This window comes from Bacillus sp. MYb209 (genome assembly GCF_002975175.1).
Lineage (GTDB): Bacteria > Bacillota > Bacilli > Bacillales > Bacillaceae_G > Bacillus_A.
Window position 1 is genome coordinate 41,840 of sequence record NZ_PCNZ01000019.1, and the last position, 25,675, is coordinate 67,514.

General features: G+C 34.2%; 23 protein-coding genes and 3 pseudogenes. 7 read left to right on the forward strand and 19 right to left on the reverse strand.

Annotated elements, in window-relative coordinates; translation table 11 throughout:
* Positions 1-65 precede the first annotated feature (65 nt).
* The 8 genes and pseudogenes from CQZ94_RS22015 to CQZ94_RS22055 form a co-directional block, all read right to left on the reverse strand.
* Positions 66-1,526, reverse strand: a complete 1,461-nt coding sequence (locus CQZ94_RS22015; RefSeq protein WP_105587083.1) for a CoA-acylating methylmalonate-semialdehyde dehydrogenase — start codon at positions 1,524-1,526, stop codon at positions 66-68.
* Between the two features lie 39 nt (positions 1,527-1,565).
* The gene (locus CQZ94_RS22020; protein WP_105587084.1) at positions 1,566-2,456 is read right to left on the reverse strand and encodes an NAD(P)-dependent oxidoreductase; all 891 of its coding nucleotides are present in this window, start codon (positions 2,454-2,456) and stop codon (positions 1,566-1,568) included.
* A 16-nt stretch (positions 2,457-2,472) separates the two neighbouring features.
* Positions 2,473-4,182 carry an acyl-CoA dehydrogenase family protein gene (locus CQZ94_RS22025; protein ID WP_105587085.1) on the reverse strand — a complete coding sequence of 570 codons (1,710 nt, stop codon included), beginning with the start codon at positions 4,180-4,182 and terminating at the stop codon, positions 2,473-2,475.
* A 155-nt stretch (positions 4,183-4,337) separates the two neighbouring features.
* Entirely contained in the window at positions 4,338-5,246 is a 909-nt protein-coding gene (gene prpB / locus CQZ94_RS22030) for a methylisocitrate lyase (protein ID WP_105587086.1), read from the reverse strand.
* An 18-nt stretch (positions 5,247-5,264) separates the two neighbouring features.
* Positions 5,265-6,701, reverse strand: coding sequence for a 2-methylcitrate dehydratase (gene prpD / locus CQZ94_RS22035; protein WP_105587087.1), 1,437 nt, complete (start codon positions 6,699-6,701; stop codon positions 5,265-5,267).
* 98 nt (positions 6,702-6,799) lie between these two features.
* Positions 6,800-7,921, reverse strand: coding sequence for a citrate synthase (mmgD, locus tag CQZ94_RS22040; protein WP_142395903.1), 1,122 nt, complete (start codon positions 7,919-7,921; stop codon positions 6,800-6,802).
* A gap of 415 nt (positions 7,922-8,336) precedes the next feature.
* A pseudogene (locus CQZ94_RS22045) lies at positions 8,337-8,531 on the reverse strand (HesB/YadR/YfhF family protein); the annotation flags it as partial.
* A 245-nt stretch (positions 8,532-8,776) separates the two neighbouring features.
* Positions 8,777-9,922: an MFS transporter gene (locus CQZ94_RS22055; protein WP_105587089.1), complete on the reverse strand. Its 1,146-nt coding sequence runs from the start codon at positions 9,920-9,922 to the stop codon at positions 8,777-8,779.
* 237 nt (positions 9,923-10,159) lie between these two features.
* Here CQZ94_RS22055 and CQZ94_RS22060 point away from each other — a divergent pair, with 237 nt between their 5' ends.
* Entirely contained in the window at positions 10,160-10,441 is a 282-nt protein-coding gene (locus CQZ94_RS22060) for a hypothetical protein (protein ID WP_105587090.1), read from the forward strand.
* Between the two features lie 90 nt (positions 10,442-10,531).
* Here CQZ94_RS22060 and CQZ94_RS22065 read toward each other — a convergent pair whose 3' ends face one another.
* Entirely contained in the window at positions 10,532-13,108 is a 2,577-nt protein-coding gene (locus tag CQZ94_RS22065; RefSeq protein WP_105587091.1) for a transglycosylase domain-containing protein, read from the reverse strand.
* Positions 13,109-13,573: 465 nt separating this feature from the next.
* On the opposite strand from CQZ94_RS22065, the gene CQZ94_RS22070 reads away from it, so the two are divergent.
* The gene (locus tag CQZ94_RS22070; protein WP_002157941.1) at positions 13,574-13,783 is read left to right on the forward strand and encodes a KTSC domain-containing protein; all 210 of its coding nucleotides are present in this window, start codon (positions 13,574-13,576) and stop codon (positions 13,781-13,783) included.
* 67 nt (positions 13,784-13,850) lie between these two features.
* On the opposite strand, the gene CQZ94_RS22075 is transcribed toward CQZ94_RS22070, so the two are convergent.
* The 4 genes from CQZ94_RS22075 to CQZ94_RS22090 all read right to left on the reverse strand — a co-directional run bounded on the left by CQZ94_RS22075 (position 13,851) and on the right by CQZ94_RS22090 (position 16,642).
* Positions 13,851-14,063, reverse strand: coding sequence for a YqaE/Pmp3 family membrane protein (locus tag CQZ94_RS22075; RefSeq protein WP_105587092.1), 213 nt, complete (start codon positions 14,061-14,063; stop codon positions 13,851-13,853).
* Positions 14,064-14,360: 297 nt separating this feature from the next.
* On the reverse strand, positions 14,361-15,017 hold the full coding sequence (locus CQZ94_RS22080) for a DUF6944 family repetitive protein (protein ID WP_105587093.1): 657 nt from the start codon (positions 15,015-15,017) through the stop codon (positions 14,361-14,363).
* 253 nt (positions 15,018-15,270) lie between these two features.
* Positions 15,271-15,978, reverse strand: coding sequence for an SDR family oxidoreductase (locus tag CQZ94_RS22085; protein WP_105587094.1), 708 nt, complete (start codon positions 15,976-15,978; stop codon positions 15,271-15,273).
* A gap of 325 nt (positions 15,979-16,303) precedes the next feature.
* A complete protein-coding gene (locus CQZ94_RS22090; RefSeq protein ID WP_105587095.1) occupies positions 16,304-16,642 on the reverse strand; it encodes a hypothetical protein in 339 nt (112 codons plus the stop codon).
* A 212-nt stretch (positions 16,643-16,854) separates the two neighbouring features.
* On the opposite strand from CQZ94_RS22090, the gene gerPF reads away from it, so the two are divergent.
* On the forward strand, positions 16,855-17,070 hold the full coding sequence (gene gerPF, locus CQZ94_RS22095; protein ID WP_001141569.1) for a spore germination protein GerPF: 216 nt from the start codon (positions 16,855-16,857) through the stop codon (positions 17,068-17,070).
* A 286-nt stretch (positions 17,071-17,356) separates the two neighbouring features.
* Here the strand turns inward: gerPF and CQZ94_RS22100 are convergent, their stop codons facing one another.
* The 3 genes from CQZ94_RS22100 to CQZ94_RS22110 form a co-directional block, all read right to left on the reverse strand.
* Positions 17,357-17,692, reverse strand: coding sequence for a YolD-like family protein (locus CQZ94_RS22100; protein WP_105587096.1), 336 nt, complete (start codon positions 17,690-17,692; stop codon positions 17,357-17,359).
* A gap of 864 nt (positions 17,693-18,556) precedes the next feature.
* Positions 18,557-19,408, reverse strand: coding sequence for a peptidylprolyl isomerase PrsA (locus CQZ94_RS22105; RefSeq protein ID WP_105587097.1), 852 nt, complete (start codon positions 19,406-19,408; stop codon positions 18,557-18,559).
* Positions 19,409-19,552: 144 nt separating this feature from the next.
* Positions 19,553-20,548 (reverse strand): glycoside hydrolase family 25 protein, encoded by a 996-nt coding sequence (locus CQZ94_RS22110; protein ID WP_105587098.1) that lies wholly within the window; start codon positions 20,546-20,548, stop codon positions 19,553-19,555.
* Between the two features lie 664 nt (positions 20,549-21,212).
* Here CQZ94_RS22110 and CQZ94_RS22115 point away from each other — a divergent pair.
* Complete coding sequence (locus CQZ94_RS22115; protein ID WP_105587099.1) at positions 21,213-21,407, forward strand: hypothetical protein; 195 nt, start codon at positions 21,213-21,215, stop codon at positions 21,405-21,407.
* Between the two features lie 359 nt (positions 21,408-21,766).
* Here the strand turns inward: CQZ94_RS22115 and CQZ94_RS22120 are convergent, their stop codons facing one another.
* The gene (locus CQZ94_RS22120) at positions 21,767-22,270 is read right to left on the reverse strand and encodes a MepB family protein (RefSeq protein ID WP_105587100.1); all 504 of its coding nucleotides are present in this window, start codon (positions 22,268-22,270) and stop codon (positions 21,767-21,769) included.
* A 220-nt stretch (positions 22,271-22,490) separates the two neighbouring features.
* Here CQZ94_RS22120 and CQZ94_RS22125 point away from each other — a divergent pair, with 220 nt between their 5' ends.
* A complete protein-coding gene (locus tag CQZ94_RS22125; protein WP_105587101.1) occupies positions 22,491-22,703 on the forward strand; it encodes a hypothetical protein in 213 nt (70 codons plus the stop codon).
* A 94-nt stretch (positions 22,704-22,797) separates the two neighbouring features.
* Here CQZ94_RS22125 and CQZ94_RS22130 read toward each other — a convergent pair whose 3' ends face one another.
* Together CQZ94_RS22130 and CQZ94_RS22135 are read right to left on the reverse strand one after the other, a co-directional pair.
* Entirely contained in the window at positions 22,798-23,373 is a 576-nt protein-coding gene (locus CQZ94_RS22130) for a C1q-like domain-containing protein (protein WP_105587102.1), read from the reverse strand.
* Between the two features lie 806 nt (positions 23,374-24,179).
* Positions 24,180-24,500, reverse strand: a pseudogene (locus tag CQZ94_RS22135) (ABC transporter permease); the annotation flags it as partial.
* Between the two features lie 222 nt (positions 24,501-24,722).
* Between CQZ94_RS22135 and CQZ94_RS22140 the strand changes: the two are divergent.
* Positions 24,723-25,092: pseudogene (locus CQZ94_RS22140) on the forward strand (tyrosine-type recombinase/integrase).
* Positions 25,093-25,165: 73 nt separating this feature from the next.
* The gene (locus CQZ94_RS22145) at positions 25,166-25,480 is read left to right on the forward strand and encodes a thioredoxin family protein (protein ID WP_001206934.1); all 315 of its coding nucleotides are present in this window, start codon (positions 25,166-25,168) and stop codon (positions 25,478-25,480) included.
* Positions 25,481-25,675: the final 195 nt, after the last annotated feature.

A 25,675-nucleotide genomic window follows, 5' to 3' on the forward strand; every position in this document is an offset into this window, starting at 1 on the left:
TATTTTCGTTTGTATTATTTTTATAATGAGTGGGAATGCACCCCACTCATTATCCTTTCACTTTATTAAAACCAGCGCTCAGTTACAACTTTTTTACGTGTATAAAATTGAACGCCATCCGTACCATTTGTACCAAGATCTCCAAAGAATGAAGCTTTATTTCCTGCAAATGCGAAGAATGCCATTGGTGCTGGAACATTAACGTTTACACCAATCATACCAGCATCAATATTGTCTCGGAATGTTTGTGCATGTTTTCCATTTGATGTATAAATAACAGCACCATTCGCAAATTTCGATTGATTTGTCAGCTTAATACCTTCTTCTAAATCTTTTACTCTTACAATACTTAATACCGGAGCGAAAATTTCATCTTGCCAAATTTTCATTTCTTGATTTACGCCATCAAAGATTGTTGCACCAACAAAGTAGCCTTCTCCAACTTCTTCATTGATTTTACGGCCATCTACTAGTAAAGTTGCTCCATCTGCTACACCGCTATTAATATAGCCTAAAACACGTTCTTTATGAGATTCACGGATTAATGGTCCAACATAATTATCTTCGTTGAAACCGTCACCTACTTTTAGTTTTTTCGTCTCTGCTACTAGTACGTCGATGAACTCATCAGCAATTTCATCTACTACTGCTACTACTGAACATGCCATGCAGCGCTCTCCACTACTTGCAAACGCAGACCCAATTACACCTTGTACTGTTTTCTCAAGGTTGCAATCTGACATAACAACCGCATGGTTTTTCGCACCTGCTAACGCTTGTACACGTTTACCATTTTTTGTACCAGTTTCATATACGTAGCGTGCCACTGGCTCAGAGCCAACAAACGAAACTGCTTGAATATCTTTATTTTCTAAAATACTATTTACAACATCTTTTCCGCCTTGTACTAAATTTAATACCCCTTTTGGAAAACCAGCTTCATAGAATAACTCTACAAGTCGCTCAGCTAAAAGTGGTGTTCTTTCAGATGTTTTTAATACGAATGTATTACCGCAAGCAATTGCAAGTGGGAACATCCATAATGGAATCATCATCGGGAAGTTAAACGGTGTGATACCAGCAACAACTCCGATTGGGTAGCGCCAAATCGATCCATCAATTCCGCTAGCAATATTCGGAAGAGCTTGTCCCATCATTAAATTTGGTGCTGATGTTGCAAGTTCTACCGCTTCAATACCACGCTGTACTTCACCTGTTGCATCCGTTAGCGTTTTACCGTTTTCTAGCGTAATGATTTTTGCAAGCCCATCTTTATTTTCTTGTAACAGTTGTAGATATTTGTATAGTTGTCTTGAACGATTTGGAACTGGCACTTTAGACCATGTTTTGTATGCCGCTTTTGCCGCTTCAACAGCTTTTTCAACATCTTCTTTTGGAGAAAGTGGAACGTAAGCGATGATTTTTCCAGTTGCCGGATTTGGAACCGCTTCTACTTCCGTACCAGTAGATTCTACCCATTCGCCATTAATATGATTTTTCACTCGTTTAATTTCAGTTGTAATCATTATATTCTCTCCTTTTTTATCATGATTTTTATAAGTGCACTATTTTTGATTAGAAATTAATTGTTCGCTAACTTTCTTATATAAAGCAGCCATATCGTTTTCACCATATCCTGCCTCACTCGCTTCTTCATATACGTTTAATAGCATCTCACTTACTGGTAAGTGAAGTTCACTTTCTTTAGCTAAATCTACCGCAAATCCTAAATCTTTCTTTAATAAATTTACAGTAAAGCCCGGCTCATAATTTTCTGATGCAATGAAACTTTTATAATTACGCTCATAAATTCTACTTTGACCGTAACTTACATTTAAAATATCAAACATTTTATCTAAATCCATATTGTTCTTTTTCGCTAATGTTAAAGCTTCACTCACACCAGCTGTATAAAAACCAATTAATAGATTGTTAATTAATTTAACAGTTGTACCACTATCAATCTGCTCACTAACATGGAAAACATTCGCTCCAAGTACTTCCATGACAGATTCAGTTTTTTCATATACTTCTTTCGATCCACCAACCATAAACGTTAATGTACGGTTTTCTGCACCAATTACCCCACCACTAACAGGTGCTGCTAAAAAGTCTACTTTCTTTTTCTTCGCAGCCTCTTCTAACTGTTTGTTTAACTGTGGAGATACTGTACTTGTATCAATTAAAACTACATTTGAGTGGCTATTTTCAAATAACCCTTCTGCTCCAAAATATACTGCTTCAACAGCACGAGGTGACGGTAAACTTGTAAAAATCACATCACATGTCTCTGCTAGTTTCGAAATTGATAAACCGATAATTCCGCCTTCTTTTTCAAAGGAAGCTTCAGCTTCTTTATTCAAGTCCACTCCGTATACTGTGTAACTTGATTTAACTAAATTTTTAGACATTGGAAGACCCATGTTACCTAAACCGATAAAGCCAATCTTTTTCATATCGCTTTCCTCCTATTTACACAATATATTTCCCGCGATTTATAATAGCTTTCGCAATATCTCTCTTTTTCGTAAATAAGTTCGTGTATAAAGGCACTAATAATTGACGGATTTCAGCTAAAACTACACTTCTATCTTGTTCTTCTGTGACAGCTGCTGAAAGAATGGAAATCGCAGCTTCTTCTACTTTACGATATCCTTCTTCACAAATAACATCTGTTATCATTTGCTTCGTACGCTCTTTTTCCTCACCATTTTTACTAACTGCTTTCCTCGTACGTAAAAATGCTGATTCCATGACGTACACGTCCGTCAACATATTTGATAATACGCGTGAATATTCTTGCTCCTGATCAATTTTTAAGTCCGGAGTTTTAGAGAGCGTTTTTAAAGATTGTTTCAACAATTTTTTCGCTAATAAAATGTAACGATGGTTTCTTTCTACATTTTCCATATCACTTTCTACTTCATGCTCTTCTATTTGCTCTATTTGTTTCATTAACATTTTGGCAACTGTTAATCTGTTAATTTCGTTCGTTCCTTCAAAAATACGACTAATTCTAGCATCACGATATAAACGTTCTACCTCGTACTCTTGCATATAACCGTATCCACCATGAATTTGTACAGCCTCATCTACAATATTGCCCAGTGTTTCAGAAGCATTTACTTTATTAAGTGCACATTCAATTGCAAATTGGGACATTTTTTTCATAAGATCTTCATCACTCTCATGAATTGCTTCATCAATTACACCCGCTGTGCGGTAAGCTGCACTTTCTGCTCCATATGTAGAAATAATCATATTGGCAATTTTCTCTTGAATCATCGTAAAGTCCACTAATTCAGTTTGGAACTGTTTTCGTTCTTTTCCATATTGAACCGACAAACCGATTGCTTGTTTTGCTGTTCCAATATTTCCAAAAGCAAGTTTCAATCTAGCGAAGTTAAGAATATTAAGAGCTACGTGATGCCCTTTCCCAACTTCCCCTAAAACATTTTCAGCGGGGATGACAACATCTTCTAAAATAAGCGTCGCTGTTGAAGAACCTTTAATCCCCATCTTCTTTTCTTCTAGTCCTATTGATACACCTTCACATGTTCTTTCGACAATAAACGCTGTCATTCCTTTATTTGTCTTCGCAAAAACAACGTATACATCTGCCATATGAGCATTTGTAATCCACTGCTTCTCACCATTCAACTTCCAAGCTGTACCATCTTCATTCAATACTGCACTCGTTTTTGCACTTAATGCATCAGAACCAGCATTTGGCTCAGTTAAAGCATAAGCACCAATCCATTCTCCTGATGCGATTTTCGGCAAATACTTTTCTTTTTGTTCTTTCGTTCCGTAATATATGTAAGGCAACGTACCTACACCAGCGTGTATATTAAAAGAGACGCTAAATGCACCAGCGTATCCCATCTTTTCTGCTACAAGCCCTGAAACTGCCTTTCCTAACTCGAACCCGCCGTATTCTTCTGGGACCTCGATACTTAATAATCCAAGTTCCCCAGCTTTCTCAAATAATTGACGAGAAACTTTATAGTTATGTTGTTCAATGTTCTCAATTTGTGGAACAATTTCTTGTTTAACGAATTGTTCTGTCGTTTTTGCAATTAAATCTTCATCCCCTGAAAAATCTTCTGGTGTAAAGAAAGTATTGTTCACATCTTTATTGAGTGAAAAAAATTCATCCCATGGTAACTTTGTTTTCTCCATCTGAATCCCCCTATCATTTCGGCCTTCATTGCTTTTTGCATATGCTCGTCTACGATGAGTGGAATATCTTATTATTGAAAACAGAAGGCGATGATTTTTCACATCAAGCAGTTCGTTTTGCCAAAGATGTATTCTCATCGCCTAAGTCCTTCTACCTATTGATCTTCAGATAATACGGTTTTCGCAATTCCAGTATCTAACTCTTCAAAGTCATGATATGAAATTGTTTCATATAACTCACTTCTCGTTTGCATATTAGAAAGTGCATCTTTTTGGGAACCTGTTTCCTTAATTAAAGTAAACACATTCTCATACGCTTTCGCTGCAACTCGAAGTGAAGTTACAGGGTAAATAACCATTTGGAAGCCCATATTCGCAAATTCCTCTGCACTATAATATGGTGTTTTCCCGAATTCGGTCATATTCGCTAATAAAGGGGCATTTACTTTACTATTAAATAGACGGAACTCCTCTTCTGATTGAAGTGCTTCAGGGAAAATCGCATCTGCCCCTGCTTTTACATATGCGTTTGCTCTTTCAATCGCTGCATCTAATCCTTCTACACCGCGAGCATCTGTGCGTGCTACAATATACAAGCTTGGTGCAACTTCTTTAATCGCTTTAATTTTTTGAACTAATTCCTCAGTAGTAACAAGTTTCTTACCATTTAAATGTCCACATTTCTTTGGTAATTGTTGATCTTCAATTTGAACAGCCGCTACTTTCGCTTCTACCATTTCTACAGCTGTTCTCGCTACGTTTAGTACTCCACCAAATCCTGTATCAATGTCAACAAGAACTGGTAAATCTGTAGCTCTTACTAGATCCCTTGCTCTCTCTGCTACTTCAGTAGACGTCACGATACCTAAATCTGGTAGCCCTTTACTTGCAGTGTAAGCAGCTCCCGATAAATATAGAGCTGAAAAACCTGTATTTTTCGCAACAAGAGCCGCCATTGCATCATGAGCACCTGGAATTTGCAAAATATCATTTGCTTCTACTAAAGCTCGGAAGCGATTCGCAAGCTCCTCTTGTGTTGACTGTTTATTCACAACCCAAGCCATTCTATATTCCCCCTATTATTAGATTATGAATAGATCTACAAATTCGTTGACATTCATATTTTCTAGTTTCTCTTCATTTAGACAAGTTTCATGAATTTGTTCTTGTTGCTTACTAGAATAATGAACAGCCATATTTGCAGTGAATTTTTGAACAACTTTTGGAATCGCTTCGTCTCTACGGAAACGGTGGCCAAGTGGGTATTCACATTCCACATTTTCTGTTACAGTACCATCTTTAAAATGAACTTGAACAGCGTTGGCGATTGAGCGCTTGTTCGGATCAAGGTAATCTAAACTGTACTGCTTGTTTTCAACAACAACCATCTTATTACGTAATTCATCTACACGTGGATCATTCGCTGCTACATCCTCATAATCATCCGCAACGATATCTCCTTTTAATAAACCGATTGCAGTAATGTATTGTAAGCAATGATCGCGATCAGCTGGGTTATTTAATGGTCCCTCTTTATCGATAATACGAATTGCTGATTCATGAGTTGTAATTGTAATACGATCAATTTCATCTAATCTTTCTTTAATTTCCGGATATAATTTCACAGCACATTCTGCAGCTGTTTGTGCATGGAATTCTGCTGGGAATGACACTTTGAATAATACATTTTCCATTACATAAGATTCTAGCGGTCTTGCTAATTTTAATTCTTGCTTGTTAAATAACACATCTTGGAATCCCCATCCTGGTGCAGATAAAGCTGTTGGATAACCCATTTCACCTTTTAAAGCAGTCATTGCAAGATGAACACCGCGGCTCGTCGCATCTCCTGCTGCCCATGATTTACGTGAACCAGTATTTGGAGCATGACGATATGTACGAAGACTAGAATTATCAATCCACGCATGTGATAATGCATTAAAGATTTCTTCACGCGTTCCGCCAAGCATTTTCGCAACTACTGCAGTTGTTGCTACTTTTACATATAATACATGGTCAAGGCCAACACGATTTAAGCTGTTTTCTAAAGCAAGTACACCTTGAATTTCATGTGCTTTAATCATCATTTCTAGTACTTCACGTACCTTTAATGGTTCTTTTCCTTCTGAAACACGAACGCGGCTAATATAATCTGCTACTGCTAAAATTCCGCCTAAGTTATCAGATGGATGTCCCCATTCTGCTGCAAGCCAAGTATCGTTATAGTCTAACCAACGGATCATACATCCGATATTAAATGCGCCTTTTACTGGATCTAGCACATAAGATGTTCCTGGTACACGTGTACCATTTGGCACGATTGTTCCTGGTACAACTGGTCCTAATAATTTCGTACACTCTGGGTATTGTAGTGCTAAAATTCCACATCCAAGTGTATCAAGTAATACGTAGCGAGCCGTACTGAATGCTTCTGCACTTGTAACCTCTTTATTTAATACATAGTTCGTAATTTCTTCTAATAATGCATCTTTTTGTTTAATTTCATTTGTTTTAATCATGCTATTCTTCCCTTTCTGTCGAAAATTCGTTATTATTAATGATGGGTGTCGGTCAAACACCCATCTGGCGGGCGGCGCTAACAACTCCCCAGTTGTTTTTATTTACTAAATGCATGTCGCTCGCCAATATAATTTACACGTGGACGGAACAAACGATTGTTCGCATGTTGTTCAATAACGTGCGCACATAGTCCTACTGTTCTAGAGCTAAAGAAAATTGGTGTGTATAGTTGAATTGGAATACCGAGCATCCAATATACTGGAGCAGCATAATAATCAAGATTCGGATAAATTCCTTTTTCTTTCTCCATAATCTTTTCTCCAGCTTCACACATTTCATATAGTGTATAATCACCTTTTACATCACATAGCTGTTTTAAAGCTTCCTTCATCATAAGTGCTCTTGGATCCATCTTCTTCATATATACGCGATGTCCAAAGCCCATGATTTTTTCTTTGTTATAAAGTTTCTTCTGCAATAGTTCTTCAAATTTCTCAACATTGCCAGCTTCTAAAAGCATGTACATAACCGCTTCATTTGCACCACCATGTAAACTTCCTTTTAAAGATGCAACTGCACCTGTAAGAGCACCGTATAAATCCGATTGTGTTGATGCAATTACGCGAGCTGTAAATGTAGAGTTTGGCATTTCATGTTCACTATATAAAACAAGGGAACGATCAAAGATCTTTTCCTCGAGTTCAGTTGGTTTTTTACCAGTTAACATATAGAAGAAATTCGCACTATATGACAATTCCTCAAGGGGCTGAATTGGCTCCTCATTATTTAAAATATGATAGCTATTCGCTACAATATTTGGCACTTTACTTAAAAGCTTGTACCCTCGACTTTTATTCACTTCTAACGAGCGGTTTTCGATATCACTATCGTAACCAGCTAATGCAGACACACCTGTACGTAACCCATCCATAGGATGCGTTTCTTTAGGCAATGCCTTTAGCACATTAAATACACCTTCTGGCACTGCATATTCTTCTTTTAATTTCTTTTCAATTGTTGCTTTTTCATTCTCATTCGGTAGATGTTCTTCTAATAAAAGGTGCACAATGTCTAAATACTCTTTTGTTTTTGAGAGTTCGATTAAATCATACCCTTGAATTACAATTTCACCTTTTACTGTGTCAAGAAACGAAATTTTCGTCTCCGCTGCTACTACACCATCTAATCCCGGGGAAAATTTTTCTTCAGCTTTCATCATTATTTCCTCCAATCCTAATAGATCTTCGTGCACATAACTGTAAGCCTTTACAATACTGTGAAACTACATTTCTATTTCAATGTATCAGAGTTTTTAGAAGATTTCAATTTATTTTATAATGATAAGTTTCCTATACTTTTACCGATGTAATAATACAATTTTTCAAAAATAACTTTCATCTTTTATAAAGAAAGGACAGACATCTTTTTACGACTTTCTAAAACGAAATATAACAATTATCCATATAATCCCACTAAATATACATTTAATCTCTTTTTCTTTAACAAACATAAAAAAACGAGCTGCACTCATGCACAGCTCGTTTTTTTATAATATTTATTTCATATTCCCATAAATATAATTCTTATATAGAATTTATTTATTTTTAATAAAATTATTATTTTACATAATTAAATTAAATTTCTTCCGTTTCTTTACGATAGCTTACAACTAAATCATAGTTTTGAAAGTACCAAAGATCATCAAAATCTATAAAAAATAAAATACCGTCTTTCTCAACTGACACTATTTCCCCATCTGATTTCTCAGAAACAATCCCTAAAGAATATCCGGGCTGAATTGAGCTATTTCCTCCGTACCTTACAATAAAGTGAAACTTTAATCAGGGGGGGGTTTGTCCCTCCCCCACTGATTATTAGTTGAACCAATCGGGCATTTACGAGCAGTTAATCTCCTGCCTAACTTCCTTGTATTTGCTGAATTTTGAGGTGGAGGTCTTACTGCTCGTTAATGCGGGGTAAATCAAATAGATTCATCATGCTTTATACGCAATTCTTCCTTAAACCATTGTAGAGCATCATGATCAATTGAAATTTTCATGTTCGCTCCTCCTGTTTACGCAAAATCCTTTTTGCCTAATCTTTGTTTTACAAAAATGACAAATATAATTAAAGCTATTAATCCTGAAATTGCACTACCTGCGAATAAAATACGATAACCAAATATTTGTGAAACAAATCCAAGTAAAATTGCACCTAATCCAATACCTAAATCAAATGCGGTAAAGAATGAAGCGTTAGCAACTCCTCTTTTACTCGGAGCAACAATTGTAAGCATCGCTGCTTGCAAAGCAGGTTGTGCTGAACCGAATCCAACACCGTATAATGCCGCTGCGATAATTACACCCATTAAACTATTTGAAATAGTTAATACAACTATAGCTAAAATGGTAATACATAGTGCCGGGAGTATGATAAATACTTCTCCATACTTATCTAATAATTTCCCTGAAATCGGACGTACAATTGTTAAAGCAATTGCATATACAAGAAAGAACGTCCCAGGATTCACATCAATTGATGACGCAAATAACGGTAAAAACGTTGTTATGCCTCCGTATGCAAACGATAAAAAGAAAACAACAATTGTAATTGATAAAACGGATTTTTCAAATAGCTGGATTTTCCCTTTTTCTTTTTGTGGCGTGAATGGCACTTTCGTTATTAACGATAATACGACTGCCATAAAGGATAAAAGAGTTGCTAATAAGAATAGGCCATGAAATGAATAATTTTGTACAACCCATAATCCAATCATCGGGCCGATTGCCATCGCAATTGTCATCGCCATCCCATACCAGCCCATTCCTTCTCCGCGGCGTGAATCTGGGATAACATCAGTTATAGCTGTCCCAACAGCTGTTGTAGAAACGGCCCATGTCACGCCATGAATAACGCGTAAAACCGCTAAGAATATAATAGTTGTTGCTAAATTATAAGAAAACATTGTTAGTCCAAAAAAGATAAGTCCCCAAATAATAAAAGATTTCCTACCATATTTATCTAACATACCTCCAATAATCGGCCGTATCATTACTGCCGCTATTGTAAACATTCCCATCATCAGTCCAACTTGTGATTCATTTCCACCAATCTCTTTAATAAAGAGCGGGAGCGTTGGAACAAGTAAATAAAACCCTGTAAATAAAAATAACATCGCGATAGTCATTTGAATAAATGATTTCGTCCATAATCGTTCCATTAAAATTCCTCCATAAACACGTAAAATATTGCAATCAACACATCAATTGTATATTTTTCATGTTCCCTTGCCCTCCGCTAATAGACGTATCTTTCATACTAAATGGTCCACGTTCAATTTAATTTGGTCTTACGACTTTGTACGTATGTTTCATTCGAAAGTCTTATCCATATGTACCTTTATAGCTGTTAAAAGAATATACTACTTTATCATTAAAACTTAGGAGTGATTGTTTTCATGTGGGTATCACCAAGAATAACCGCCGTTGTCCCATCAGTTCCCTCAGCACATGTGCCTGCCGTCCATACAGCCAGTTCCGATGTTGGTATCGAACTCCCCGCTTCCTGGCAACAATATCAATTCCCTGGCCAAGTCAGTCCGTCATTTTGGCATCACGGTACACACCCTAGTAGTACCTCTTATTATCACCCTAGCTATCCCCAAGTAGCTCCAACTCAAATTTTCTATCATTTCCCATCAATTTACTTTCAACATTTCTATGGTACTTTTAACATTTAAAAAATTGTAAGAAATCACGACCTTTTAAATACAAAAAGCACTTAAGGAACCGCTTTTTACGATTCCTTAAGTGCTTTTCAAATACATTATTTATTGTCCATTATTGGCAGGGACTTCTCCTGTGTTCCCGCCAGTAGTTGGTGGCGTTGTTGCTGGTGGAGTTGGAGTTGTATTCCCTTGGTCCCCTCCACCGTTATTCGGTGGAGTTGTATTCCCCTGACCTCCATCGTTGTTCGGTGGGGTTGTATTTCCTTGGCCTCCACCGTTGTTCGGTGGGGTTGTATTTCCTTGACCTCCACCGTTGTTCGGTGGGGTTGTATTTCCTTGGCCTCCACCGTTGTTCGGTGGGGTTGTATTTCCTTGACCTCCACCGTTGTTCGGTGGGGTTGTATTTCCTTGGCCTCCACCGTTGTTCGGTGGGGTTGTATTTCCTTGGCCATTTCCATTATTTTGTTCATTTTGCTTATTTAATTCATCTTGTTTCTTTTGCTCTTCTTGCTTCTTTAGCTCTTCTTGTTGCTTAAGTTCATCTTGTTTCTGTTGCTCTTCTTGTTTTTTAAGTTCTTCCTGTTTCTTTAATTCTTCTTGCTTTTTCTCTTCTTCAGTTTTTTGCTGTTGGTCTTGTTTTGGTTGTTCCGTTGTATCCGGTACGCTCGTATTTGGAGATGAATCACGTTTTTCACCTTTTATACGTAACTCGCTACCTTCTTGAATAACACTACTTGGCATTTTAAAGCGTGATTTATCTGTAGCCATTTCACTCATCATTGATTTAAAGATCAACTGTGCAATTTTCGTATTTTTACTACTAATATACTCGTCTTTACCATCTTTCATATATCCAGTCCATACTGCCATCGTATATTGCGGTGTATATCCTGCAAACCAACTATCACGAGTTGCACTTTCTGGAATTCCATATTGTGCTAGTTGTTTTGAAGAATAGTTAGTTGTACCTGTTTTACCAGCTACATCTAAAGAGGCCACATTTGCCGATGTACCAGTACCTGATGTAACTACAGAACGAAGCATATCAGTAATCATATATGCTGTAGAATCCGCCATAACTGGTTTTGGTTTTTGTCCAAAACTTTGTGACTTGCCATCTGGATAAACTACTTTCTTAACAAAATGCGGCTTCGTATACTTACCGTCATTCCCAAATGCCGCATAAGCACCTGCAATTTCAGTTGGTGACGCTTCATTTGTACCAATCGCTGTTGATTCTGTCGGTGCTACATTAAATGTAATACCTAATTTCTCAGAGAACTCTTTCGATTTACTAATACCTACCTCTTTAGCTGTTTTAATAGCTGGGATATTACGTGACTTTGTTAGTGCTTCACGCATTGAGATTGGCCCTAAATGACTTCTATCTGCATTTCTCACTTCTTGGCCAGTTGAATACTTAAATGGAGAGTCATCAATTTGATGATAAGTAGCCCATTTTAAATATTCAATTGCAGGAGCGTAATCAAAAATTGGTTTCATCGTTGAACCAGCTGCACGATCTAATTCAATTGCCATATTATGCCCTTTAAATACCGCTTTATTTTCACCACGTCCGCTACCTATAGCACGAACTTCTCCTGTTTTCGTATCCATAAATGTGAAAGCACCTTGGAAGCTCTCATTTGGATAATTAATAATATTGTCATTTAAAATCTTATCAGCATAATTTTGTGCTTTTGGATCCAATGTTGTATAAATTTCTAAACCATCAGAACCAATATTAGCATCTGGTAGTTCTTTTTCTACTTCTTTCACAACCGCATCCATAAATGCAGGATATGGCATTGTTTGTACAGTTGCAGTCTTAAGTCCCTTTGTTACTGGAACTTTTGATGCTTCTTCCATTTCTGCCTTTGTAATATAACCATGTCGATTCATTAAGTTTAGTACAGTATTTCTTCTTTCTGTTGCCCTTGGAACATTTTCTGATTTCGTTGGATCATAGTTATTTGGTGCTTTCGGTAAACCTGCAAGCATCGCAACTTCTGGTAATGTTAAATCTTTTAATTCTTTACCATAGTAGTTTTGTGCTGCTGTTGCGATTCCATATGAACGGTTACCTAAATTAATTTTATTTAAATACATCTCTAATATTTCATGTTTTGAATATTGTTGTTCTAGCTTATACGCTAAATATATTTCCTGAACCTTACGCTTTGACGTTTTTTCCATCGATAAGAAGTAATTTTTAATAACTTGCTGCGTTATCGTACTTCCACCTTGAGAGCCATAATCTCCTTTAAGGCTGACTAAAACCGCACGTGCAGTACCTTTAAAGTCTACTCCACTATGCTCATAAAAACGTGCATCTTCCGTCGCTAAAAATGCATTTTCTACCAATTTAGGGATTTGATCATACGTAACATTCGTCCGTTTTTCTTTCCCATATTCATATACCAAATTCCCGTCTTTATCATAAATTTTTGAGGATAACGGATTAACAAGTTTTGTTTTCTCAAGTTTCGGCGCGTCCTTTATCATAACGAAAAAGGTAGCCACCCCTGCCACTAAACCTACAATACCAAGTAGTAAACAACTAATTAAAAATTTACGGAAAAACGATGTTTTACCTTTTGGTTTCGTTTTTTTAGAAGCTGGCTGTTTTTTCTTTTGAACTTGTCTTCGCTCCTCTCGAGAACGATAATTTTCTGACATGTTACTTTCTCCTGCCTTTCAATTCTCCCGTTGATTTACTTAAAAATATTGAGGTCACTTTCACAAATACATTTAGTCAAGAAAGTATATTGACCTGGAGCATTCAATATTTTCCTAATTCACAGATTATAAATTTTAGAATACTTCTTATACAAACTATTTCCACTTCTATTTTTCTAATAATACTGCCCCTTAAAGCATAGAATGTAAGAAGTGAATTTTGAATACCTCGTATAAATAATATACCTTTTTTTCAAATGGTCAATATTTTCTTATTGATAAATCAAAGGTGAAATAAAAATAGCACAACGATATGTACTTCGTGTGAACTTCCTTATAATTACGTATAACAAACATTTAATATATTGCATATAAGTATAATACTCCTTTAATTATTAGGATTTCAACACGACAATCCCCTTCTCTACAAGAAACCATCTAAAATGAAAAATAAGGAGTTGCGTAATGATGAAACTATCTCCCGTTATTTCAAAAAATTTAGTTGCTGTTGGCTATAATCCTTTTTCTATGATTTTACGTATTCAACTAAAGAATGGTATGTATGATTTCTTTAATGTGCCAGAAAGCATTTACACCGGTTTATTAAACGCACACTCTAAAAGTTATTATCATAATACTTATATTAAAAATTCTTACCGCTATACTAAAATTTAAACTTGATTGGCATACAAAAAAGAAAGGAGAATCAAATCCCCTTTCTTTTTTGTATGCCAATCGCAATTTACCTTCTATTTCTTTTATTAATGTCATCGTACGCTTGAACTTGTCTTTTAAGTCGCCTATCGGCTTTTTTATCATGTACGACAAGAACTGCGTGTATCGCTCCTGGAACCCAAAAAATTAAGGTTAAAATGAAATTAATAATCGCTTGAAACGGCTTTCCGCAAAATAAAACAGCTACCGGCGGAAGTAGAATTGCTAATAAGTACATCATGTCTGAAAAACTCCTTACTGTTTATTTTTCAATTCTTACCCATCCATCTCCTACACTATCAAACCTATGAAATCATGTTATTTCTAAAAGCGTATATAAGAACTCATCATTACAAAAACCACATATAATAGTATAACTAAATGAGGGGCCTCTCACTAACGTTAACAAGCTATTTTCACCTGTTCGTTTATATGTATATTCTACGCCTATATGAAAAAGCCTACAAAAAGAATTATCACATCAATCTTGTCCTACTTCTAAAATTGAAATACTCCAAACTTCATTTAAAAGAGTATTTCATTTCCTTTTCTTAGATTCCAATCTTTGTTCCTCTACTATTTCTGTTAATCCAATTGCTGAAATCACAGTACCTATTGCCTGTATCCAAATACCTATTAGCCCTATTATACGTTGATCTTCTTTATCTATATTACTATCTTCATTTCCCTCTTCTTCTTTTGATATATTGTGAATACCTTCATATGCTTGTAATCCTGCACCTAAACTTTGCATTGAATTCCCTAATACAATAATCCACTGTATTCCATTTTTCTCATTCAATGCTACTTCTACTCCTAAAAAAGCTCCAATTGATTGCAAACTATTTCCAGTAATTATAAGGAAATCGTTTTCTTTCATTTGTTCATTTAGATTAAAATACGTTCCTATTACATTAGAAATATTACCTAAAGCTAGTAACTCAATCCCCGTCTTTGCTAGCGCTTTATTTTTATTATCTATAGCTACCTCTTGCTTCTCACATTCATCTTTCGCATCAATAGTTGCTATAATTTGTAATATATATCCGAGGGCTTGTAATGAACTCCCTACAATAACAAGATCCGACTCAATCTTTTCTTCTCCTGCAAACCCTCTAGTTATTCCAATAGCTGCTATAAGATTTCCTCCTACTTGAAACCATGCCCCTGTCAATTCTAAATCGCGTAGGTTCATTTCCTATCACCTATATTAAAATTTTCTAGTACATTCGAAATAAACAAATATCACCTTTAATTCATTATTTTATTTTTCATATGTAATTTTGTGCATCACTTTATGTACTAATAATACAAAAGAGCACCTTTCAGGTGCTCTTTTTGACAAGGAGTTTCTCGATGAATGTATAATTTGCAAATGTTTCCTACACACTTAAATATATGCTTGTCCTTCAAAACTGTGAATATAACATTTAATACCTATCTGAACATTAAATGTATACCGGACATGTCAATGAATCTCCGTTTTTATCTATTGATATATTTAATATATAATGAATTGCTTTATGTGACCACATTTCAGGTGTAGGAGATTCTTTTACATATTGAGGTGCACATAAGTGAAGCATTGGAGTGCTAATACTTCCACCTGGATCTAAAGCAACTACTGCCATGCCACTTGGCAGTTCCATTGCCATTGACTGCGTGATACCTTCAATAGCAAACTTCGAAGCACAATATGGCGCAAGTTCAGCCTCGCCTTCTCTTCCCCAACTAGAGCTCATATTAATAATAATTCCTTCTTTCCTAGCTATCATCGCCGGGACGAACGCCCTAATGACATTTACTACCCCGTTCACATTTACACTCATTACACTTTCAAATTCTTGAGCGGTAACTTTCCATAGCGGTGCATTTTGATTAACAATCGATGCATTATTTATTAACATATCGGGAGCCCTATACCTATTAATAATACGACTTGCCCATTTACTAACTTGGTGATGATTTGAAACATCAATTATTTGAAAATCATGTGAAGCACCGTAATATTTATTAAGCTCTTCAATTTTATTTTTTGAGCGTCCACACCCTGCTATGTTCCATCCCAATTCATGAAACCTATCAACCATTGTACGTCCTAACCCTTGCGTTACTCCAGTAATAATTACAAGTTTCCCAATGTCGTTTCGCTCCAACTTCATCTCCTCCTTTCCATTAATATTACTCTTTTTATTCTTATTCAACTTCTCACTTAAGTATCAATTCATTTCATACTTTAGAAGTATTTTTGATATTACATATTACAAACAAAAAGAGTAACTATCATAGTTACTCTTTTTGTTTGTATCGTTATTATTTTTAAATTGTATCTTCTCTTCCCTACATTTCTCACATCGATAAATATAGATTACACCTTAATGAAAGTATATTTATGTTTATGGTTCGATTTATCCAAATACTTTTCAATCCACTTTTGCAACTTAACAGAGCCCACCTCTATCAAAGAATTTCCACCTAGTCTTATAGTATACTTTTATTTAGAATCTCAATCTCATTTTGCAACTTTTTAAATTGCTCAAAATGCATCGTTATAGATTGAATACTATTCCTTTCAACATTTTGCTTTACTAATAAAACGCCTGTATCGTGAAAAATCGCTTCAAGTTCTTTCCTTATAGATACTTTCGTAATATATGCTGTTTTAATTGCCGATAAAATTGCTATTTCATTAAACTTTAATTTTATTTCATTAGGACAAAATGCTTTTTCGATCAATGTAACATCATTACTATAAATAAAAGCAACAAGTTTACTTGATTCTGCATCTGTTAAATCCACTGTTTTTATAACATTATCCATTACATTTTGCCTCATTTAATTCCGTATATATTAATTATTCAAATTTGTTCTTTTTAAAATTCAACTCTTCGTTAATTTTAACATACTTTTTGCTCGATTGATTAAACAAAGCTTCAAACATTTTTCTATTCCGGAATATTTGTCAAATGAACCAATTAGACTGTACCTTCATATAGTAATGCAAACAATTACTTATAAAGCAGGTGAAAATTATGCCCTCAGTTGTTGGGAATTTAGTTGTACAAAATAGTAACGGATCTTTTAACTTAGGTGATTTCTACAACGTTTCTCCAAAAGAGAATACGAAAGCTTATAACGGCTCTGGCGCATCTAACGTTGGTTTCGTAGTGAACACTTTTAGTGGGGTTAGCGCGACTAATACATTTGATTCTGATCTAGCAGATCAAAACCAAGTTGGTACGGCCTAACCAGATCTGTAATCCTTTTTGTATAACATTTTAAAATTTGTCTATACTATACTCAGGCTGATACACAGCTATCGTCGATTTTTTGAGTGCCAATCTTTTTCTCCCTTTCCCTGGGACTAAGCAGCTAGCTTGCATCTAGCTGCTTTTTCATTTAGTTCTTCACCTCTTCAAAAAAATTAGGCTTTTACAGGTAGCCTGACTCACAGCCGAATTTTGAGGTGTAAATCTAATTGCCCGCAAATAGCTGGATAAATTAAAGAAGCTAAACTTCAAAATTCAGCTTCTTTTAAGTTACATCAATTATGTCCCTTGTAGAAAATATATATGTTTTATAAAATGCATCTGTACATTTTACAATTTGTTGAATTGGATTTATATGAACCACTGTCATATAACTCGTAAGTATGTATCCTTCTTCAAAATATGTCACTAACATCTCTTCTTCAGACAATAATGAAGTTAATAATTTGTCTGAAATACTTTCTTTCGCTTCATTCGTTATTAGTGGTCTTTGGACTTTTAATTTCTCTCCAATAATTTTTCTCATACTTAATAATTGTTCCGACATTACTGTAAACGGAACCCACTCTCTTCCTTTTTCCTGTATCTTTACATAATTCATTTTCTTTACTCCTCAATTTTCTACATCTATCTATTCATAAAAACAGAAACTTTACTTCTAAATACACTTTATCCATCTCTTATTTATATGTAGCGTAGCTTTCTAATTCAAAACTATTTATGCATTTGTAGAAATCTCCACCCTAAAAGAACATTTGTTCTAATTATACACAAACGAACGTTCTTTCGAAAGTGCAACATGTAAATTTTTCAAACAAAATGCAACTTTAATCTATGAAATTTATTCATACTCATTGATTACTTCCTTTTATTAATCAAATTTCTTTGCACTTCCTATCACATCATAGAATACGTGCAGCAACAATAAAAGCGACTCCACCTAATGTGAAGTCGCTTTTATTGAACTAATTATATTTCTAATTTTACTTTTCTATCCTAACTAACGTTCTTTCTGGAATACAAATTTCAGCTACATCTCATTAACCATCCTTCAACAAAAGCATATACTTTTATTATGAACGAACTCACAAAGCTTTAGAAACTTATGATGTAAAACAATTCATTCCTCATAAGTTTCATACATATCGACAATTACTACCATTCTTTAAATTATGTCCTCTATTCAATTTCTAAGAAAATATATTTAGTTTATATTTAACAAAATTAATTAACTAAAACATTATCATTTCAATATTTTGCGAAGTAATTGCTTATTCCTTTTTATTTACACCAAAATTTTCTATTGTAATTCTTAATATTTAAATGTAATATTGTATTGTCTTACTATCTATTTATAACTCACACACTAACGAGAAAAGGGAACTCTATATGAGTTCCCTTTTCTATTGAAAATTAAAAAACAGAAATATAGCACTATGCTAAATCTCTGTTTTTCTTCTAAACCTTACTTCTCATCTAAGAATTTAAATGTATCTTTAAATTCATTATCTGTTACTTTAATATCCGCTTCTTTCAATAGATCATTGATTACTTGTTGTTTCCATTTACCTGTCGTATCTTGTAGTCTTTGTTGTTCTAAATCTTTTCGAATCGTATCTTTCACTTCATCAAATGGTTTCAATTCTTTTTTACCCGTCACTTTTATTATATGATAACCATATGATGTTTTTATTGGCTCACTTACTTGTCCTGCATCTAATTTATATGCAGCTTCCTCAAATTCTTTCACAGTTTGACCAGGGGCAAAACCAGCTATTTCTCCGCCCTGTTCCTTTGAACCACTATCTTCCGAATATTGTTTCGCTAAAGCAGTAAAATCTTCACCATTATTTATTTTCTCTTTTACTTCTTTCGCAGTTTTTTCATCTTTCACTAAAATGTGACTTACCTTCATTTCTGGTTTATGGTTATCTTTCACATCTTTATCTGTGACAGTCGCTCTAATCGCTTTCCCAAGTGCAATTTCTGGCTTCATTCTCTCTTTTAATTCATCTTCATTTTTTAATCCTACTTGCTCTAAAGCCACTTTAAACTTGTCACCCATTTGTTCCTTCGCTGCTTCTACTTGTTTTTTAGCTTCTTCATCTGAAACTTCATATTTATCTAGCAATGCCTTATTTAACATCATTTGAGATAAAGTACTTTTTCCATATGTTTGCCTTAATTCTTTACTTAACTCTTTCTCTGTCACGTTTCCTACTTTTGATGTTGCAACATTTTCTGAGGAACCACACGCAGACAATGTTAGTGCCACACATGTAATAATAGTTCCCATAAATAGCTTTTTCTTTTTCAATTCAAATACCTCACTTTGATAAATGTATATTAGGAACTATACAGCGCTATTGTGAAATTAATGTGTTTTCCGCAAGTATTTCTCTTCATGCCAGAGACAAGCTTTATTAAATACAAAAGCCGGCATAAAGCCGACTTTTTAACATCATTTAATCTGCACATGTTCTTCTTTGATCCATTTGTTCCCACCTATATCTATATATCCATCTTGACGATTCCAAATACGATAAGGGACCTTCCCATCGACCGCACCTGTATCATTCCCGTTTGGTCCATCGTACGTTCTAATTTCATATCCAGGTGTGTATTTTGAATATGTATAAAACCATTGTACATTAAAATGTTCTAACTTAGCCCACTGCTGTTCACCACCTAAACAAATCATATCTTTTTCGCCACCTCCCCAATAACCTTTAAAGATTAAATATGGGATTTTTTTCGTAAGTCTTCCTGTAAACTGTGGATTCGCAGGATTTTCATATAAATTAATGCCGTATCCATCATCATATTTTGAAACTGCAATACCAATTCCATTTGGTTGCTTACTATCTCCAATACTAGATTGATTTGTTTGATTTGAACCTATAAACCAAGAAAGATTTTTATTCCCAATTAATTGATTTAAATCACATTTTCCAATACCAGGAACATTTCCTGAATCAGTATATTGCCAAATATCACAAGGATATGCTGGTTTATTCCCTCCATAACGAGGAATCCAAATAAAATCAGCATCAATATTGCGAGCTCCAAATGATACATACGTGTGATGTCCTACATATAAACCAATTTTTTTTGCACCTAATCGGCGTAATTCATCAATAAATGCTTGAGTCCCACCTTGCATATCTACCATTGTTTGAACTTCTACATCTGCCACCCAAAATTTGGCGCTTTTATCGCCACGATTCCAAAAATCTTGCGCTTCTTTTTTTGCATCTGAAATAGATATAAAACGGCAAAATGCATAATTCCCAAATGGAATACTACGTTTCTTCATTTCTTTCACATAACCTTGATACATAAAATCGACCGTATTCGAACCATCTTGAACTCTAGCAATAACTAAATCTATCTGAGACGCTGCAATATCCCAATTAATATTTCCATTCCATTTCGAAATATCTACAATATAACCCATTACTAATCAACTCCTTTTTATTATCTTATTCAAAGCTTGTATTATTGCTAGACCCATATGCCTAATAGCAAGCTTCTATAAGACAAATAAATATATTTTCATCATTTTTTAAAACTAAATAATTTCTTTTTATCCATAATAATCGAGTTCTTCTTTTTTGCATTTGTAAACGATAGACTTACGTTTATTTCATACTAAATATTGGGATAAAACTATAAATAATGTGCATACTATATATAAGCAACTTTTGCTTATACTCATGAATGACCTCCAAGATTTTTCAATCTCCCTGTAAAAAGGCAGCAAAAAAAGCTGCCTTTTTACAATTTGTTATATAGAGACAAGTTAATTACTGCTTATTCCCTCGTACTAGTATTTTTTCAAGCTTATTTTTAACATGATATATATTTTTTCACAGCACTATTTTGATACGTATTAGAAAAGACTTTTCCGATTTAGGAAAATGACCTTTCCTTTTCACCGTTTAATAAAACAATTTAGAAACAGTATGCTAAATTTCCCCACCGTACTTTCAAATGATATGGTGAAATAAAACTCCGTATATATAATAATCAAATACAATAAAATTACATATTATATTAATATGTCTTCCTAATTAAAAAGAAATAAACATATAACCCCTATTATATAAGGAGTTGATTTAATGCAAAAAGTCCCTATTGTATTCAAAGTTCCCCCGAATTCAAAGCTAACAGTTACATTCTACGGCCCTTGTAACGAAGTAATTACAAATGTATCTTTAATTAATCAACTACTCATCCCTACCTGCCAAACTGCATCTCAATATCCAGACTTTAAGAAATATATAACTGAAGTCCGATCATTATCAAATTGTTAAACGTATAATTTTATGATTTATCATTTCGAACAGTACGATAACGAAGTAATAAAAAGAGCCGCATCTTTCAAAAGAAACGGCTCTTTTTTCATTTCACAAAAACATGACTTCATTAAAAAACTAAAATAACTCATTAATTGATATTCTATTGATATTTTGTTGATATTTTACACATATTAATGAAATGAGCATATATTATCGTATGGAGATTCTCCACTCATAAAACCTATCTTTTTTTGAGCATACTTTATTTGTATGCTCCTTTTTTATTCTTTACTTAACGGGTTATCCTGTTAGCATTTCCAAATATCCACCTAGACAAACATTGAATATTTCAAAAAAATTTTTCTTATTATGCACTATGAATATAAGTTTAATAATTTATCTGTAGCTACATTTTCAGTATCACTTAAATCGACAAAATAATGAAGTTGCCACAGTTGACTCTTCTTAGCTTGATTACTAACAGGCTTATCCCAAATAGGGTAAACCCTCATAGCCATTTTCCCTTTTTGGTTTTGAGTTTTTAATATTTTTTCTTTTAGAAGAATCTCTTTTGGAAAAATAAATTGTCCTAGTTTATTATCCGCTATACAAGTGATAACTAAAAGGTTAGGAGCCGAATCATAAGAAAATGCCTGATTGCTCATGGAGGCATTCTTCTCCCAAAAAGAAACAAATTGTCCAATCTTATTAGGCGTAATTTTTGATACCCTAAATCGTATGCTTCTATTATTTAGCTGAAATACCCATCCTGCATATTCTGAATTTTGCTTTTCTTCTTTTCGTTTAGTAATTAATAAATTATTAGGTTTGTAAATCATTGCATCTAGTTTTTCAATTATATTACTAAAATTTGTCATGTAAACGCACCTTTTTTATTTTTCAGTATACCAAGAACATTTGTTCTTGTATATCAAACTTAAACAAATGATGGCTTTGAATAGTCTTTCAAAGATTATTTGATCTACTCCATCCATAACTTCAAATTTACTTTTATAGTATTTATTACATTGCTCTTCCAATTTCTTGTATTTTTCATTATTATATTAATATATCAACAAAAAACGAGGTACATATTACATGAATCCATCCAAAATTGACTTCGGCTCCATAGAGCAACCTTTCTTCCTATTAGTTTTATATCTTATCGCAATTCTTTTAACACTCGGCATTACATTTAGTATATGTCATTCCCTTTTACTAAATTTAAATGCACCGAGATGGGTAGCAAAACTGTTAGCTATCGTATTAACTCTAGGTGTTGCTTATCAAGTATTTATAAACTTATTCTAGTATATTACCTTCTAAACAATTTTAACTAAAAGGCCCTACCATAAGGTAGAGCCTTACAAAAAAAGATAGTCCATAAATAGTTATGACATGTCTTTTATTTTATTAGAGATGGGAATCTTGCAGCTTCAAAATGAGAACCATCTTCTGTACTACTAATAACCCCATCTATACTACTTTGTGCAAAAATCTCGACAATATCACCTGCATGTAATTGAAGTATTGTCGAAACACTTACGACATTACCGAAATTTATTGGACCAAAAAAGTCGTTATCTATAGCAATTGCCGCATTTCCATTCACTCGAACTTCTACACGCGCTCTATAATTTAAATTTGTATCGTTCGGAAAGAAACCAATCGTCCCAATTACGGAATAAACTCCTCTAGTCTTCGGAGTAAAATCTGATGTTGCTGGGTTATATTCGTTCGCTAAATCAAATTGTTCATTTTGAAATAATACTTTAACAAAAGTATTAGCTGGAAGGTTTTGATTAACTGTATTTACAGCTCTAAAAGCAGATGCTCTTACAAGGTTGTTCTCCTTATGATCGCAAGAACAGTCATCACATCTTTTACCGCACTTATTATAATAATCACTTCTTTTTTTACAGCAATCATGATTTTTCTTTTGGTAACTCTCACAATTCTTACAGTAGTAATAACAAGACATATATAGTGCTCCTTTCTACTCCATTACTGCATACTATGTATGCTAAACTTGAAAAGTTTGGACAAGTTGTTGCTATTACAAAAAATAAAAATGCCCCACCATAAGGCAAAGCGAAGAGAAAGTATAACTTTTAAAAACAAAGCACTCATGTAATATTTCGGTTATATTAGTAATACAAATTATCTAGTTTCATCAACTCGGATTTTCAGAAAAAATTCCTACATGCGATTTTATTATTATTAAATAGATTATATCGTTCAGTGAGATATGTAATATTTCATATTTCATTATTTCAATATCCCTTTATTACCGGTAAGTTGCTACCAATCTCTTAAATCCCCTTTAAAATCAACAATATCCTCTATACCAAATATTTTTCTCCCTCTAGAATTATTCTTAAACATTATATTCCAATATTATTATTGTAAATTTTTTACCTATACAAACGTAAGATTTTTGTGTATTCTATGGACAAGGAGTAAGGTAAGAGTTACTCTTTGCCATTTTAGGAAAGGCCCTGTTGGAGACAACAGGGCCTTTTTTCATAAACTAAATCGGTAAGATCCCCTTACCAGTAAGCTTTTTTTACCTGAACATCATGACACCGCTACTCTTCTTCGACTGTTTCGTTTACAAACATCAGACACTATTTAACAGTACATCGTTCATTTATCCAGTGCTTTCAAAACAGCTTGTACACCGTTAAAATACTTCATGCACTACAAATAAATTATCCGTTCTTGTACAGGGCAAGTATAAATTTTGGAATTTCCTGATATTAAATTACTTACAAGGTTTTATACCACTTATACTTTTGGAGACGGGAATCTTGCAGCTTCAAAATGCGTACTATCTTCTACATTACTAATAACTCCAGCTACGCTACTTTGTGCAAAAATTTCGACTAAATCCCCTGCACTCAATTGAATTATGGATGAAACAGCTACAACATTAGCAAAGTTTATTGGACCAAAAAAATCATTATCTATTGCAATTGCTGGATTTCCATTAACACGAATTTCTACCCGCGCTCTATAATTTACGTTTAAGTTATCAGGAATGAAAGCAATTGTTCCAATGACAGAATAAACGCCTCTTGTCTTTGGAATAAAAATTGATGTAAAAGGTAATTTACAGCTTTTTTTAAAGAACCTAAAAGCCGTCCAAAATAACAGAGGACGGCTTTTAATCATTTTTCAAACTCTCTTCTACCCTTGTACTTCGTTCACCAAACACAATCATTTGTCTTTCCTTAGGGCTACGATGGTAGGATAGTGTTTTTAAGAGACGGACCTTATCCTCTTAATCGTTTCCTCTCGCATATCATCAAAGAATTTCATGAACCTGAGATTACTCTTCAAGAACATCTTCAGAAAATATATGACGAAAAAGGACGGTATGGCGATGGGTATAATAATTATGATTGGGTCTGCCCAACATATAACGGTAACCCCTGCAATTTCAGAAGTTTGACACAGCTCTGGAAAAAGCTTATAAAGAAAAGTGAGGTTCCTGATATTCGGTTCCATGATCTGAGGCATACTCATGCAACATTAATGTTGAAAACAAGGTATTCACCCGAAGATTGTCAGTGAACGATTAGGACATAAAAGAGTAGGTATCACACTGGACACCTACTCACATCGCTTACCAGGACTTCAGAAAACTGCGGTGGATCAATTTGCAAACGAATTATTCGGAATGAAAAACTTTTGTTAGAAGTTTTCGTTTCTGGGCAAAAACACCGCCTAAATAACCCAAAATATTATAAGTGAAAAAGGAGCAACAAAACATGAGAGAAATCAAGTCTGACAAGGAATTCAAAGACATCATCGCAAGCGAGGAGCCAGTAGTTGTTAAGTTCTTTACTACATGGTGCCCAGATTGTGTACGTATGGACAACTTTATCGGAGATGTAATGGAAGAGTTCAATAAGTTTGAATGGTATTCTATTAATAAAGATGAGTTCCCAAGTATTGCTGAAGAGTATCAAGTAATGGGTATTCCAAGCCTACTTGTATATCAAAATGGCGAAAAACTAGGTCACTTACATAGTGCAAATGCAAAAACGGAAGAGCAAGTTACTGAGTTTTTAGAAGCATACTAAGAAACGAAAAACCTCTGAAAAATCATCAGAGGTTTTTTCGTTTTCAAATTGTTCTTTGCCTTTGTCTCTTTCTGGAAGGTGAACATTTTTATTCTTTTCTCCTCTTCTTATTCAAGAATTTCTTTATCATTTCTTATATATTACTCACACGAGGAATTACAAAGAGTCATTTTGTGAAAAATATATATGGAAGAA